This window comes from Streptomyces sp. NPDC001100, assembly GCF_053598575.1.
Window position 1 is genome coordinate 32,493 of sequence record NZ_JBSFKO010000036.1, and the last position, 12,925, is coordinate 45,417.

The 12,925-nt window shown below is 66.1% G+C and carries 24 protein-coding genes; 2 read left to right on the forward strand and 22 right to left on the reverse strand.

Annotation, left to right across the window (positions count from 1 at the left end; genetic code table 11):
* Nucleotides 1–2: 2 nt before the first annotated feature.
* The 20 genes from rpmD to rpsJ all read right to left on the reverse strand — a co-directional run bounded on the left by rpmD (nt 3) and on the right by rpsJ (nt 9,320).
* Entirely contained in the window at nt 3–185 is a 183-nt protein-coding gene (gene rpmD / locus ACWDEW_RS37685; RefSeq protein WP_006376032.1) for a 50S ribosomal protein L30, read from the reverse strand.
* Nucleotides 185–790, reverse strand: coding sequence for a 30S ribosomal protein S5 (rpsE, locus tag ACWDEW_RS37690; protein ID WP_006376045.1), 606 nt, complete (start codon nt 788–790; stop codon nt 185–187). Before rpsE ends, rpmD begins: the two co-directional genes overlap by 1 nt.
* A 37-nt stretch (nt 791–827) precedes the next feature.
* Nucleotides 828–1,211, reverse strand: coding sequence for a 50S ribosomal protein L18 (gene rplR, locus ACWDEW_RS37695; RefSeq protein ID WP_019055526.1), 384 nt, complete (start codon nt 1,209–1,211; stop codon nt 828–830).
* Nucleotides 1,212–1,214: 3 nt separating this feature from the next.
* On the reverse strand, nt 1,215–1,754 hold the full coding sequence (rplF, locus tag ACWDEW_RS37700; RefSeq protein WP_019072279.1) for a 50S ribosomal protein L6: 540 nt from the start codon (nt 1,752–1,754) through the stop codon (nt 1,215–1,217).
* A gap of 22 nt (nt 1,755–1,776) precedes the next feature.
* Nucleotides 1,777–2,175, reverse strand: coding sequence for a 30S ribosomal protein S8 (rpsH, locus tag ACWDEW_RS37705; protein WP_013001411.1), 399 nt, complete (start codon nt 2,173–2,175; stop codon nt 1,777–1,779).
* 210 nt (nt 2,176–2,385) lie between these two features.
* Nucleotides 2,386–2,571: a type Z 30S ribosomal protein S14 gene (locus ACWDEW_RS37710; RefSeq protein ID WP_003948630.1), complete on the reverse strand. Its 186-nt coding sequence runs from the start codon at nt 2,569–2,571 to the stop codon at nt 2,386–2,388.
* A 5-nt stretch (nt 2,572–2,576) separates the two neighbouring features.
* Nucleotides 2,577–3,134, reverse strand: a complete 558-nt coding sequence (gene rplE, locus ACWDEW_RS37715) for a 50S ribosomal protein L5 (RefSeq protein WP_019072280.1) — start codon at nt 3,132–3,134, stop codon at nt 2,577–2,579.
* Complete coding sequence (gene rplX / locus ACWDEW_RS37720; RefSeq protein ID WP_019072281.1) at nt 3,134–3,457, reverse strand: 50S ribosomal protein L24; 324 nt, start codon at nt 3,455–3,457, stop codon at nt 3,134–3,136. The genes rplE and rplX overlap by 1 nt, the downstream gene beginning before the upstream one ends.
* 2 nt (nt 3,458–3,459) lie before the next feature.
* The gene (gene rplN / locus ACWDEW_RS37725) at nt 3,460–3,828 is read right to left on the reverse strand and encodes a 50S ribosomal protein L14 (RefSeq protein ID WP_003998823.1); all 369 of its coding nucleotides are present in this window, start codon (nt 3,826–3,828) and stop codon (nt 3,460–3,462) included.
* A gap of 96 nt (nt 3,829–3,924) precedes the next feature.
* Nucleotides 3,925–4,212 (reverse strand): 30S ribosomal protein S17, encoded by a 288-nt coding sequence (rpsQ, locus tag ACWDEW_RS37730; RefSeq protein ID WP_019072282.1) that lies wholly within the window; start codon nt 4,210–4,212, stop codon nt 3,925–3,927.
* Nucleotides 4,212–4,436 carry a 50S ribosomal protein L29 gene (gene rpmC / locus ACWDEW_RS37735; protein ID WP_005481220.1) on the reverse strand — a complete coding sequence of 75 codons (225 nt, stop codon included), beginning with the start codon at nt 4,434–4,436 and terminating at the stop codon, nt 4,212–4,214. The genes rpsQ and rpmC overlap by 1 nt, the downstream gene beginning before the upstream one ends.
* Nucleotides 4,436–4,855 carry a 50S ribosomal protein L16 gene (gene rplP, locus ACWDEW_RS37740; protein WP_010986348.1) on the reverse strand — a complete coding sequence of 140 codons (420 nt, stop codon included), beginning with the start codon at nt 4,853–4,855 and terminating at the stop codon, nt 4,436–4,438. Before rplP ends, rpmC begins: the two co-directional genes overlap by 1 nt.
* Before the next feature lie 5 nt (nt 4,856–4,860).
* Nucleotides 4,861–5,712 (reverse strand): 30S ribosomal protein S3, encoded by an 852-nt coding sequence (gene rpsC, locus ACWDEW_RS37745; protein WP_093627312.1) that lies wholly within the window; start codon nt 5,710–5,712, stop codon nt 4,861–4,863.
* Nucleotides 5,712–6,059: a 50S ribosomal protein L22 gene (gene rplV / locus ACWDEW_RS37750; RefSeq protein ID WP_003974262.1), complete on the reverse strand. Its 348-nt coding sequence runs from the start codon at nt 6,057–6,059 to the stop codon at nt 5,712–5,714. The genes rpsC and rplV overlap by 1 nt, the downstream gene beginning before the upstream one ends.
* 40 nt (nt 6,060–6,099) lie before the next feature.
* Nucleotides 6,100–6,381, reverse strand: coding sequence for a 30S ribosomal protein S19 (gene rpsS, locus ACWDEW_RS37755; protein WP_019072284.1), 282 nt, complete (start codon nt 6,379–6,381; stop codon nt 6,100–6,102).
* A 12-nt stretch (nt 6,382–6,393) separates the two neighbouring features.
* A complete protein-coding gene (gene rplB, locus ACWDEW_RS37760) occupies nt 6,394–7,230 on the reverse strand; it encodes a 50S ribosomal protein L2 (protein WP_007384068.1) in 837 nt (278 codons plus the stop codon).
* Nucleotides 7,231–7,268: 38 nt separating this feature from the next.
* Nucleotides 7,269–7,688, reverse strand: coding sequence for a 50S ribosomal protein L23 (gene rplW, locus ACWDEW_RS37765; protein ID WP_033280018.1), 420 nt, complete (start codon nt 7,686–7,688; stop codon nt 7,269–7,271).
* Nucleotides 7,688–8,344, reverse strand: a complete 657-nt coding sequence (gene rplD / locus ACWDEW_RS37770) for a 50S ribosomal protein L4 (RefSeq protein ID WP_037747970.1) — start codon at nt 8,342–8,344, stop codon at nt 7,688–7,690. The genes rplW and rplD overlap by 1 nt, the downstream gene beginning before the upstream one ends.
* Before the next feature lie 5 nt (nt 8,345–8,349).
* Nucleotides 8,350–8,994: a 50S ribosomal protein L3 gene (gene rplC / locus ACWDEW_RS37775; RefSeq protein WP_019072287.1), complete on the reverse strand. Its 645-nt coding sequence runs from the start codon at nt 8,992–8,994 to the stop codon at nt 8,350–8,352.
* 17 nt (nt 8,995–9,011) lie between these two features.
* Complete coding sequence (gene rpsJ, locus ACWDEW_RS37780; protein WP_003948644.1) at nt 9,012–9,320, reverse strand: 30S ribosomal protein S10; 309 nt, start codon at nt 9,318–9,320, stop codon at nt 9,012–9,014.
* Between the two features lie 598 nt (nt 9,321–9,918).
* Here rpsJ and ACWDEW_RS37785 point away from each other — a divergent pair.
* Nucleotides 9,919–11,091: a right-handed parallel beta-helix repeat-containing protein gene (locus ACWDEW_RS37785; RefSeq protein ID WP_450519155.1), complete on the forward strand. Its 1,173-nt coding sequence runs from the start codon at nt 9,919–9,921 to the stop codon at nt 11,089–11,091.
* A 15-nt stretch (nt 11,092–11,106) separates the two neighbouring features.
* Here the strand turns inward: ACWDEW_RS37785 and ACWDEW_RS37790 are convergent, their stop codons facing one another.
* Together ACWDEW_RS37790 and ACWDEW_RS37795 are read right to left on the reverse strand one after the other, a co-directional pair.
* Nucleotides 11,107–11,298, reverse strand: a complete 192-nt coding sequence (locus tag ACWDEW_RS37790) for a DUF397 domain-containing protein (protein ID WP_450519157.1) — start codon at nt 11,296–11,298, stop codon at nt 11,107–11,109.
* Nucleotides 11,295–12,164, reverse strand: a complete 870-nt coding sequence (locus ACWDEW_RS37795) for a helix-turn-helix domain-containing protein (protein WP_450519159.1) — start codon at nt 12,162–12,164, stop codon at nt 11,295–11,297. The genes ACWDEW_RS37790 and ACWDEW_RS37795 overlap by 4 nt, the downstream gene beginning before the upstream one ends.
* A gap of 140 nt (nt 12,165–12,304) precedes the next feature.
* Here ACWDEW_RS37795 and ACWDEW_RS37800 point away from each other — a divergent pair, with 140 nt between their 5' ends.
* Nucleotides 12,305–12,796 carry an ATP-binding protein gene (locus ACWDEW_RS37800; protein WP_450519161.1) on the forward strand — a complete coding sequence of 164 codons (492 nt, stop codon included), beginning with the start codon at nt 12,305–12,307 and terminating at the stop codon, nt 12,794–12,796.
* Nucleotides 12,797–12,925 lie beyond the last annotated feature (129 nt).

Here is a 12,925-nt window from a genome sequence, read left to right on the forward strand (position 1 = left end):
GATCAGTCGACCTCCTCAACCGTCACGAGGTGGCGGACGGTGTGCACCATTCCGCGGAACTCGGGGCGGTCCTCCTTGACGACCACGGTGTTGATCCCCTTGAGACCAAGGGACCGCAGTGTGTCACGGTGGTTCTGCTTGCTGCCGATGTACGACTTCGTCTGCGTGACCTTGAGGCGAGCCATTACGCACCCGCCCCGGCACGTGCACGAAGGAGAGCCGCAGGGGCGACGTCCTCGAGGGGCAGACCGCGGCGGGCCGCGATCTCCTCGGGACGCTGCAGGCCCTTGAGGGCCGCCACGGTCGCGTGCACGATGTTGATCGCGTTGGACGAGCCGAGCGACTTCGACAGGATGTCGTGCACGCCGGCGCACTCCAGGACAGCTCGCACCGGGCCACCGGCGATAACGCCGGTACCGGGGGAGGCAGGCTTGAGCAGGACGACGCCCGCGGCCTTCTCGCCCGTGATCGGGTGCGGGATGGTGCCCTGGATACGGGGGACCTTGAAGAAGTGCTTCTTGGCCTCTTCAACACCCTTGGCGATCGCGGCCGGCACCTCCTTGGCCTTGCCGTAACCGACACCGACGGTGCCGTCACCGTCGCCCACCACGACGAGCGCGGTGAAGCTGAAGCGACGACCACCCTTGACAACCTTGGCGACGCGGTTGATCGCGACTACGCGCTCAACGTACGCGGTCTTCTCGGCGGCAGCAGCGCCGCCGTCACGGCCCTTCCGGTCCCGCCGCTCGCCGCCACCGGCACCGCTTCCACGGCGCTGGGGTCCAGCCATTGGATTACCTCTCTCTTTCCGCTAGCTACGGAAGCGACTAGAACTTCAGTCCGGCTTCGCGGGCGGCGTCCGCCAGGGCGGCGATGCGCCCCGCGTACTGATTGCCACCGCGGTCGAATACGACAGCCTCGACACCGGCGGCCTTGGCGCGCTCGGCGACCAGGGCGCCGACCGACTTGGCCTGCGCGGACTTGTCGCTCTCGCCGCCGCGGATCGAGGTGTCCAGGGTCGACGCCGACGCCAGGGTGTGACCCTTGATGTCGTCGATGACCTGGGCCACGATGTGGCGGTTGGAGCGGGTCACGACCAGGCGCGGACGCTCAGCCGTACCGGAAATGTGCTTCCGGATGCGGATGTGACGACGCTTGATGGCAGCACGCTTGTAAGCGTCGCCCTTAGCGATCTTCGTACCGTATGCCATGGCTTACTTACCCGCCTTTCCGACCTTGCGCCGGATGACTTCGCCCTCGTACTTGACGCCCTTGGCCTTGTACGGGTCGGGCTTGCGCAGCTTGCGGATGTTGGCCGCAACCTCGCCGACCTTCTGCTTGTCGATGCCCTCGACCGAGAAGTGGGTCGGGTTCTCGACCTTGAACGAGATGCCCTCGGGCGCCTCGACCGTGATCGAGTGGCTGTAGCCGAGCGCGAACTCAAGGTTGGAACCCTTGGCCGCGACGCGGTAACCGACACCACTGATTTCGAGCTTCTTCACGTAACCCTCGGTCACGCCGGTGATCATGTTCGCCACCAGCGTGCGGGACAGGCCGTGCAGGGCCTTGTTCTGACGCTCGTCGTTGGGGCGGGTGACGTTGAGAACGCCGTCCTCACCCTTGGCGATGTCGATCGGCGAAGCGACGGTGTGGGTCAGGGTGCCCTTGGGGCCCTTGACCGAGACCGTACGGCCGTCGATGGTGACGTCCACGCCGGCGGGAACCGTGATGGGGAGCTTGCCAATACGCGACATAGCTTCTTCCGATTCCTTTCCGCTACCAGACGTAGGCGAGAACTTCTCCGCCTACGCCCTTCTTGCCGGCCTGCTTGTCGGTGAGGAGACCGTGCGACGTGGAGATGATCGCCACGCCGAGGCCACCCAGCACCTTGGGCAGGGAGGTGGACTTCGCGTAAACCCGGAGACCGGGCTTGGAGATCCGCTTGATGCCCGCGATGGAGCGCTCACGGTTCGGGCCGAACTTCAGCTCGAGGACGAGGTTCTTGCCGACCTCGGCGTCCTCGACCTTCCAGCCCGTGATGAAGCCCTCCTGCTGGAGGATCTCCGCGATGTGAGACTTGATCTTGGACGCCGGCATCGTCACGGAGTCGTGGTATGCCGAGTTCGCGTTCCGCAGACGCGTAAGCATGTCTGCGATCGGATCAGTCATGGTCATGAATTGGCCTTCGGCCTCTCTCGCCGGGGTTTCCAGGTGCCCATCCCTCTCCTCGATCCGAGACGAGGCGGGTGCGGTGCGGTGGACCTACGGCGTAGTAAGTCGTTTGGGCGTCAGGCGCCCAACCCTCCTAGCCTAAGCCATGGAGAGGTGGGCACCTGACCGAACCCTTTACTTACCGAGAGCTTCGGGAACCCCTGATTACAGGGATTACCAGGAGCTCTTGGTCACGCCCGGCAGCTCGCCACGGTGAGCCATCTCACGAAGGCACACGCGGCAGAGGCCGAACTTGCGGTACACGGAGTGCGGACGGCCGCAGCGCTGGCAGCGCGTGTAGCCGCGTACTCCGAACTTGGGCTTACGAGCAGCCTTGGCAATCAGAGCCTTCTTCGCCATCTCGCTTACGCCTCCTTGAAGGGGAAGCCGAGGTGACGGAGAAGGGCACGGCCTTCGGCGTCGTTGGTCGCCGTGGTCACCACGGTGATGTCCATACCCCGGACGCGGTCGATCTTGTCCTGGTCGATCTCGTGGAACATGACCTGCTCGGTGAGACCGAAGGTGTAGTTGCCACGACCGTCGAACTGCTTGGGAGACAGACCACGGAAGTCGCGGATGCGCGGAAGCGCGAGCGACAGGGTGCGGTCCAGGAACTCCCACATGCGGTCGCCACGGAGCGTGACGTGGGCACCGATCGGCTGACCCTCGCGCAGCTTGAACTGCGCGATGGACTTGCGGGCCTTGGTGATGGCCGGCTTCTGACCGGTGATCGTGGTCAGGTCACGGACGGCACCGTCCATGAGCTTGGAGTCACGGGCGGCGTCGCCGACACCCATGTTCACCACGATCTTGACGAGGCCGGGGATCTGCATGACGTTCTCGTAGGAGAACTCCTCACGCAGCTTGCCCGCGATCTCCTCGCGGTACTTCGTCTTGAGACGCGGAGTGGTGGTGGTAGTCATCAGATGTCCTCACCCGTCCGCTTGGCAACGCGAACCTTGTTGCCCTCGTCGTCGAAGCGGTAGCCGACACGCGTGACGACCTTGTTGCCGTCCTTCTCAACGACCAGCTGGACGTTGGAGACGTGGATCGGCGCCTCGGTCGTGACGATGCCACCGGCCTGCGAGCCCTTGGCGGTGGGGCCGGCCTTGGTGTGCTTCTTGACCCGGTTCACACCCTCGACCAGGACGCGCTCGTCGCGCGGGTAAGCGGCAATGACCTTGCCCTGCTTGCCCTTGTCCTTGCCGGTGATGACCTGAACCGTGTCACCCTTCTTGATCTTCATGCTTACAGCACCTCCGGAGCCAGCGAGATGATCTTCATGAACTTCTTCTCGCGCAGCTCGCGCCCGACCGGGCCGAAGATGCGGGTGCCGCGAGGGTCGCCGTCGTTCTTCAGAATGACGGCGGCGTTCTCGTCGAAGCGGATGTACGAGCCGTCCGGACGGCGGCGCTCCTTCACGGTGCGAACGATGACGGCCTTGACGACGTCACCCTTCTTCACGTTGCCACCGGGGATCGCGTCCTTGACGGTGGCGACGATGACGTCACCGATGCCCGCGTAGCGGCGACCGGAGCCACCGAGCACACGGATGCAAAGGATTTCCTTCGCACCAGTGTTGTCGGCGACGCGCAGTCGCGACTCCTGCTGGATCACGTCTATCTCCTGATCGTCTGCCGGTTCCCCAAGGGCCGTTCAGTGAACGGCCCTTGGAGCCTGGCGGAACTGTCCTGCGGAATTACCCCGCAGGAATTACTTGGCCTTCTCGAGGATCTCGACGATGCGCCAGCGCTTCGTCGCGGACAGCGGACGCGTCTCCATGAGGAGGACGCGGTCGCCGACGCCTGCGGCGTTCTGCTCGTCGTGGGCCTTGAGCTTGTTCGTACGGCGGATGACCTTGCCGTACAGCGCGTGCTTCACGCGGTCCTCGACGGCGACGACGACGGTCTTGTCCATCTTGTCGCTGACGACGAGACCCTCACGGGTCTTGCGGAAGCCGCGGCTCGCGGTCTGCTCTTCAGTCACGTTGCTCTCGCTCATCAGGCGCTCTCCACCGTCTCGATGCCCAGCTCGCGCTCACGCATCAGGGTGTAGATCCGCGCGATGTCCTTCCGGACGGCCTTGAGCCGACCGTGGTTCTCGAGCTGACCGGTCGCCGCCTGGAAGCGGAGGTTGAACAGCTCTTCCTTGGCTTCGCGGAGCTTGTTGAGAAGCTCCTCGTCACCCAGTTCGCGCAGCTCGGACGCCTTGGTACCGGCCGACATCACGCTTCACCTGCCTCGCGCTTGACGATCCGGCACTTCATCGGCAGCTTGTGCGCTGCACGAGTGAGGGCCTCACGGGCGATCTTCTCGTTGGGGTAGGACAGCTCGAACATGACCCGGCCCGGGTGCACGTTCGCGATCCACCACTCGGGAGAACCCTTACCGGAACCCATGCGGGTCTCGGCAGGCTTCTTCGTGAGCGGGCGGTCCGGGTAGATGTTGATCCAGACCTTGCCGCCACGCTTGATGTGGCGGGTCATCGCGATACGGGCGGCCTCGATCTGGCGGTTCGTCACGTACGCCGGCGTGAGGGCCTGAATGCCGTACTCGCCGAACGAAACCTGCGTACCGCCCTTGGCCTGACCACGACGCTTGGGGTGGTGCTGCTTGCGGTGCTTGACCCTACGGGGGATCAGCATTTCGGTCAGGCCTCCGTTCCGGTGCTCTCAGCCGGAGCGGCAGCGGCGGCGGGAGCGTCGGCCTTGGGGGCCTCGGCAGCCGGCGCGGACTGCTGCTGCGGCTTGCGGCCGCGGCCGCCACGCTCGCCACCGCGGCCACCGCCACGGGCCGGGCGGTCGCCGCCCGGGCCGCCACCGCGAGCCGGGCGGTTACCCGCACGGGCAGCGGCGTTCTCGGCGCGGACCTCGGCGATGTTCTTGACGTCGCCCTTGTAGATCCAGACCTTCACACCGATACGGCCGAAGGTCGTCTTGGCCTCGAAGAAGCCGTAGTCGACGTTCGCGCGGAGCGTGTGCAGGGGCACACGGCCCTCGCGGTAGAACTCCGAGCGGGACATCTCGGCGCCGCCGAGGCGGCCACCGCACTGGATCTTGATGCCCTTGGCGCCGGCCTTCATCGCCGACTGCATGCTCTTGCGCATGGCACGGCGGAAGGAGACGCGGGAGGACAGCTGCTCGGCGACGGCCTGGGCCACCAGCTGAGCGTCCGTCTCCGGGTTCTTGACCTCGAGGATGTTCAGCTGGACCTGCTTGCCGGTCAGCTTCTCCAGGTCACCGCGGATGCGGTCGGCCTCGGCGCCGCGGCGGCCGATGACGATGCCCGGGCGAGCGGTGTGGATGTCCACACGCACGCGGTCACGGGTGCGCTCGATCTCCACCTTCGAGATGCCGGCGCGCTCCATGCCGGACGTCATCATCCGACGGATGGCGACGTCTTCCTTGACGTAGTCCTTGTACAGCTTGTCGGCGTACCACCGGGACTTGAAGTCCGTGGTGATGCCGAGCCGGAACCCGTGCGGGTTAACCTTCTGGCCCATTACCGGGTTCCTTCCTTGCTGCTGACGACCACGGTGATGTGGCTGGTCCGCTTGCGGATCCGGTAGGCGCGGCCCTGGGCACGCGGACGGAACCGCTTCAGGGTCGGGCCCTCGTCGACGTAGGCCTCGGAAATGAAGAGGCTGTCGGCGTCGGTGTGGTCGTAGTTGTGCGCGGCGTTGGCAATGGCGCTGTCCAGCACCTTGCCGACCGGCACGCTCGCGGCCTGCGGGGCGAAACGCAGGACCGCCTGAGCCTCCGTGGCGTCCATGCCACGGATGAGGTCCACCACGCGGCGGGCCTTCATGGGCGTGACGCGGATGTACCGCGCCTGGGCCCTGGCTTCCATGGTTGTCCCTTCAGTGTTTGTCATGGTCGTTCACCCCGCGCTAGCGGCGCTTCGACTTCCGGTCGTCCTTGACGTGACCCCGGAAGGTGCGCGTCGGCGAGAACTCGCCGAGCTTGTGGCCGACCATCGACTCGGTGACAAACACCGGGATGTGGGTCTTGCCGTTGTGCACCGCGATCGTGTGGCCGAGCATGGCCGGGACGATCATCGAGCGGCGGGACCAGGTCTTGATGACGTTCTTGGAACCGGCTTCGTTCTGGGCGTCCACCTTCTTGATGAGGTGTCCGTCGACGAAGGGCCCCTTCTTGAGACTGCGCGGCATCTAAACCCGCTCCTAGCGCTTCTTGTTCGTCTTGCGGCGGCGGACGATGTACTTGTTCGATGCCTTCTTCGGCGAACGAGTACGACCCTCCTTCTGACCCCACGGGCTGACCGGGTGGCGACCACCGGAGGTCTTGCCCTCACCACCACCGTGCGGGTGGTCGACCGGGTTCATCGCCACACCGCGGACGGTCGGGCGGACGCCCAGCCAGCGCTTGCGGCCGGCCTTGCCCCAGTTGATGTTGCTCTGCTCGGCGTTGCCGACCTCGCCGACCGTGGCGCGGCAGCGCTGGTCGACCAGGCGGATCTCACCGGAGGGCATACGAAGGTGGGCCATGGTGCCCTCCTTCGCCAGCAGCTGCACGGAGGCACCGGCGGAGCGGGCGAACTTGGCGCCGCCACCGGGACGGAGCTCGATCGCGTGGATCGTGGTACCGACCGGGATGTTGCGGAGCGCCAGGTTGTTGCCCGGCTTGATGTCGGCCCCGGGACCGTTCTCCACGCGGTCGCCCTGCTGCAGGTTGCGCGGGGCGAGGATGTAGCGCTTCTCGCCGTCCGCGTAGTGCAGCAGCGCGATGCGCGCGGTGCGGTTGGGGTCGTACTCGATGTGCGCGACCTTCGCCGGCACGCCGTCCTTGTCGTGACGACGGAAGTCGATCACTCGGTAGGCGCGCTTGTGTCCGCCACCCTGGTGGCGAACGGTCACACGACCGGCGTTGTTACGGCCGCCCTTGCTGTGCAGCGGGCGGACCAGCGACTTCTCCGGCGTGGACCGCGTGACCTCGACGAAGTCGGCGACGCTGGAGCCACGACGGCCCGGCGTAGTCGGCTTGTACTTGCGGATTCCCATTTCTCAGTCCTCGTCCGATATCGGACGATCCGACCCGCTTACGCGGCCGGACCGCCGAAGATGTCGATACGGTCGCCCTCAGCGAGGGTCACGATCGCGCGCTTGGAGCCCGCGCGCTGACCGAAACCGGTCTTGGTGCGCTTGCGCTTGCCCTGGCGGTTGATCGTGTTGACCCCGGTGACCTTGACCGAGAAGACCGCCTGGACGGCCTGCTTGATCTGGGTCTTGTTGGCGCCCGGGGCGACGATGAAGGTGTACTTGCCCTCGTCGAGGAGCGCGTAGCTCTTCTCCGAGACGACCGGCTTCAGCAGCACGTCACGGGGGTCCGTGAACGACTTGCTGATCGGCGTCTCGACGGTGTTCTTGCCTTCGGCCTCGTGGCGCTTCGCCTTGGCGACGCGCGCGGCCTTGGCGGCCTTGGCCGCCTTGGAGGCGATGCTCGGGTGACGCGTAGCCATCAGGCTTCGCTCCCTTCGGTGTCAGCGGCCTGGGGGCCAGACACGAAGGACTCGAAAGCGGCCTGGGTGAAGACCACGTCGTCCGAGACGAGAACGTCGTACGTGTTCAGCTGGCCCGGCTCCAGGATGTGGACCTGGGGCAGGTTGCGCGCGGAAAGCAGCGCGGCCTCGTCGGAGCGCTCGATGACCAGGAGCACGTTCTTGCGCTCGCTGACCTTGCCGAGGAAGCTCTTGGCGGCCTTGGTGGAGGGGGTCTCGCCCTCGATCACGCCGGTGATGACGTGGATGCGAGCGTTGCGGGCCCGGTCGGTGAGGGCGTGGCGCAGGGCCGCGGCCTTCATCTTCTTCGGGGTCCGCTGCGAGTAGTCGCGCGGCGTGGGGCCGTGGACGACGCCACCGCCGGCGAACTGCGGGGCGCGGGTCGAACCCTGACGGGCGCGGCCGGTGCCCTTCTGGCGGTACGGCTTCTTGCCGCCACCGCGGACCTCGCCACGACGCTTGACCTTGTGCGTGCCCTGACGGGCGGCGGCCAGCTGTGCGACGACGACCTGGTGAAGCAGCGGGATGCTGATCTTCTCTACGTCGAAGATCTCGGCCGGGAGCTCTACGGTCCCGGCGGTGTCGCCGGAGGGCGACAGAATGTCAATGGTGCTCATAGTCCTCAGGCCCCCTTGGCCGCGGTGCGGACCAGGACGAGGCCGCCGTTCGGACCAGGAACCGCGCCCTTGATGAGGAGCAGGCCCTTCTCCGCGTCAACGGCGTGAACGGTCAGGTTCTGGGTGGTGACCCGCTCGTTGCCCATACGGCCCGCCATGCGGAGGCCCTTGAACACACGACCCGGGGTGGCGCAGCCACCGATGGAGCCGGGAGAGCGGTGCTTGCGCTGGGTACCGTGTCCGGCGCCGAGGCCCTTGAAGTTGTGACGCTTCATGACACCGGCGAAGCCCTTGCCCTTGCTCTTGCCGGTCACGTCCACCTTGACGCCGGCCTCGAAGGTCGCGGCGGTGATCTCCTGGCCGAGGGTGTACTCGCTGGCGTCAGCGGTACGGATCTCGACGAGGTGGCGGCGGGGCGTGACGTCGGCCTTGGCGAAGTGGCCCTTGAGGGGCTTGTTCACCTTGCGCGGGTCGATCTCGCCGAAGGCGATCTGGACCGACTCGTAGCCGTCACTGTCGTTCGTACGGACCTGGGTCACGACGTTGGGGCCGGCCTTGACGACGGTGACCGGAACAACACGGTTGTTCTCGTCCCACACCTGCGTCATGCCGAGCTTCTCGCCCAGGATGCCCTTGATCTGCTTAGCCATCTTCAGCTCACCGACCCCTAGAGCTTGATCTCGATGTCGACACCGGCCGGGAGGTCGAGTCGCATCAGAGAGTCAACGGTCTTGGGGGTGGGGTCGAGGATGTCGATCAGGCGCTTGTGCGTGCGCATCTCGAAGTGCTCGCGAGAGTCCTTGTACTTGTGCGGCGACTTGATGACGCAGTACACGTTCTTCTCAGTGGGCAGCGGCACCGGGCCCGCGACCGACGCACCAGTGCGGGTCACCGTCTCGACGATCTTCTTCGCCGAGCTGTCGATGACCTCGTGGTCGTAGGCCTTGAGCCGGATGCGGATCTTCTGTCCCGCCATGGCTACTCAGTAGTCCTGTCTCTAGTAACGCTCTGCACCCCGGCAAGCTCTTCTGCTCGCTTCACTCTTCGATTCCTCCGACCCACGCGGTCGGGTGTGTCGCGCTCTCACCGACACAGAAGTCCCAAGGTTCGGAACTTCCCTACTGGGAAAGCACGGCCCTTCCGGAACCGCAGGCCGAGGGCGAAGAAGCCCACCGGGTGCCTGGCCGGCGCCGCACTGACACTTCCCGAAAGATTCCCGTACGTCCGTCCCAGCGCTGCCGTTAAGACAGTTGGGACGACGAGTACCGTGGGACTCGCTTCCGGTCCTCCCGACGGGAGGCGCGCAGCATCAACACTCGACCGAGCAACTCGGACAGTCTGCCATATGGGGCAGGGGGCTGGCCAATCGGGGCGTAGAGATTACCCGGGGAGTGACGCAGGTCAAACACGCGCGCCAGGGAGGCGCTCCGGCGAGTTCACCCCCGTGAACAAGAATCAAGTACGCGCACCTTGACGCGTTCATAGCAAGCGCTTACGGTCCCACACGAGAACGCGGGAAAGCGCTTTCCCTTGCACGGCACCCCTGGTCATGGGACGACCCTGGAGGCAGAACGATGCAAGCGAGACCAGTCATGGCGTGTGTCGGCCTGGTGGCCGGCACGCTCGTAGCACTCTCCGGCACCCCGGCACAGGCCGCGAGCGCCACCCAGTACGTGTCAACGACCGGCACCGCGAGCGCGGCCGGCACCCTCGCCGCCCCCACCACCCTCGCCACGGCGATCAGCCGCATCGCGTCCGGCGGCACGATCTACCTGCGCGGCGGGACGTACGCCTACGGCTCGACGATCACCATCCCGGCGGGCGCCGACGGCACGGCGTCCGCCCGCACCACGCTCACCGCCTACAACGGCGAGACCCCGGTCCTCAACTTTGCCTCGCAGAGCGAGAGTTCGTCGAACCGCGGGCTCCAGCTGAACGCCAACTACTGGCACGTCTACGGCCTCACGGTGTCGCACGCGGGCGACAACGGGATCTACGTCGGAGGCAGCAACAACGTCATCGAGCGCACGGTGACGTCGTACAACCGCGACACGGGTCTGCAACTGGGCCGCATCTCCTCCAGCACGCCGAGCTCCCAGTGGCCCTCGAACAACCTGATCGTGAGCTCTGAGTCGCACGACAACGAGGACTCCGGCGGCGAGAACGCCGACGGCTTCGCCTCGAAGCTCACCACCGGCACCGGGAACGTCTTCCGCTACGACGTCTCCCACAACAACATCGACGACGGCTGGGACCTCTACACCAAGACCGACACCGGCGCGATCGGCCCGGTGACCATCGAGTACTCCCTCTCCTACGGCAACGGCACCCTCACCGACGGCACCCAGAACGCCAACGGCGACCGCAACGGCTACAAGCTCGGCGGCGACGACATCGCCGTCAACCACGTCGTCCGGCACGACATCGCCTACGGCAACGGCCATCACGGATTCACCTACAACAGCAACCCGGGCACGATGACGGTCTCGAACAACGTCGGCATCGACAACGCGGAGCGCAACTTCTCGTTCGACACGGGGACTTCGGTGTTCCGCACGAATACGTCGTGCCGGTTCGCGGTCAGCGGCTCGAACGACAAGACGGTGGGCGACGCGGACAGTTCGAACCAGTTCTGGACGGGGACGAACGGGGCGCGGTGCGCGTCGTACAGCGGCGCACTGGGGTGGTCGTTCGCGTCGAGCGGGGCGTTGAGGGTGACGTTCGGGGGGACGGTGGTGAACCCGTAGGGGTTGGCGGCGCCGCTATTCGGCGGCGTACGCCACGAAGTCGGTCCAGGCGGTGGGGGCGAGGGCGAGGCGGGGGCCCTGGGTGTTCTTGGAGTCGCGGATGTGGATGGTGTGGGGGGTGGTGGCTATCTCGACGCAGTCGTTGCCGTTGCTGCTGTCGCTGTAGCTGCTCTTGAACCACAGCAACTCAGTAGGCTTGCCGATCATGTTTCTCCCAGCACTTGCTCGATAAAGGCCAGCGACTCCTCTGGCGTGAGAGCCTGGGCCCGGATGATGCCATACCGCAGCTCAAGGACCCGGAGCTGCCTCGGGCTGTCGACCGGTCGGCCTCCGAAGTCGTCGTCCATACGCCCCGCCCCCGAACCGTCTGCGAACTTCAGCACCTGGATCCGCCCGCCCGTTCCCGGATGGCTCGCGCAGGCGGTCGGCATCACTTGGAGTTCCACGTAAGGCAACTGAGCCACCGCCAGCATGTGTTCAAGCTGTCGGCGCAGCACCATTGTGCCTCCGACCGGGCGGCGCAGCGTCACCTCTTCCTGCACGAAGCTCAGTTCAGGCGCGGGCTCACGCTCGAAGATGGACTTGCGCGCCATACGTCCTGCCAGCATGCGTTCCAGCTCGCCCTGCGAGTACGCCGGCCGCCACGTCCCCAGCAGCGCCCGCGCGTACTCCGGTGTCTGCAACAACCCATGAATGTTGTGGTTGCTGTACAGCTGAAGCTCGACCGCCATGTCCTCCTTCTTCTTCAGGTCCCGCACCTTCTTCGGATACTGGGCCTTCTCCACGTCTTCCCGGAACGCCCTCAGATGCCCACCCGCGTTCAGGACGTCGTCGGCCCGGTCCAGGAACTCCACCCGAGGGATCCGCACTCCGCGCTCGATCTTGCGGATCATGTCCTCGCCGTACCCCATGACGTGGGCGAAGTCGGCCACCCGCATCCCGACCTGCTCCCGGCAGAACCTGACGAGTCGCCCCACCGCCTCCACCAACGGCGCGCTCTCGTCCCCGGGTTCGAGGTCCCAGCCGGCCTCGTCCACGCCTTCGTTCTCGTTGCTCACGCTCTCGTCACTCATGGCCACCCACCTCCAACGCGCACCCGTACCCGTACGTCGTCCGAGACAGCCGAGACAACACGAGACAACGACGGGACAGCGCGGATACGTACAGGCGTCATCGCACGTCAAGGCAAGCAGCGTCGGCCACGCTGAGTGACGTGATTCAGGAAACCTCCACCCCCGAAATCCAACCCGACTACTCCACGCGCAACTTCAGCGTGCAGCTGTCCTCCACCCCACGAGGCGCCCGCCTGGCCCGCCTCCTCGCGACAGAACAACTCCGCGCCTGGGGCCTCCCGTTGGACCCGGCCCGCCAACTCGTCGCCGAACTCGCCACCAACGCGAGCACCCACGGCCGCGTCCCAGGCCGGGACTTCAGGCTCATGCTCTGCGTCATCGACAACACCCTGCGCATTGAGGTCACCGACACCCGCGGCGATTGCCCGCCATACCCCCAAGACCCCACACCGGACGGGGAGTCGGGCCGCGGCCTGCTCCTGGTCGACGCGCTCGCCGACCGCTGGGGCTGGTCCCCGGGCCGCCGCCCCCGCAAGACGGTCTGGGCGGAAGTGGCACTGGACCACGCACCGGACTCCGGAAACCCGAACTCCGGTGCACGTGGCGCCTTTTCCCAAGAACCACGACGGTGAAAGAACCCCCACCAAGCCCCACCCCACCCTCCCGGCAGCCGGACGCGGGCCTCACCCATGTGGGTGAACATGACCAACTCGGCTGGATTCCGGGCAGGTTGCGTGATCTACGCTCAGCGCAAACAACTC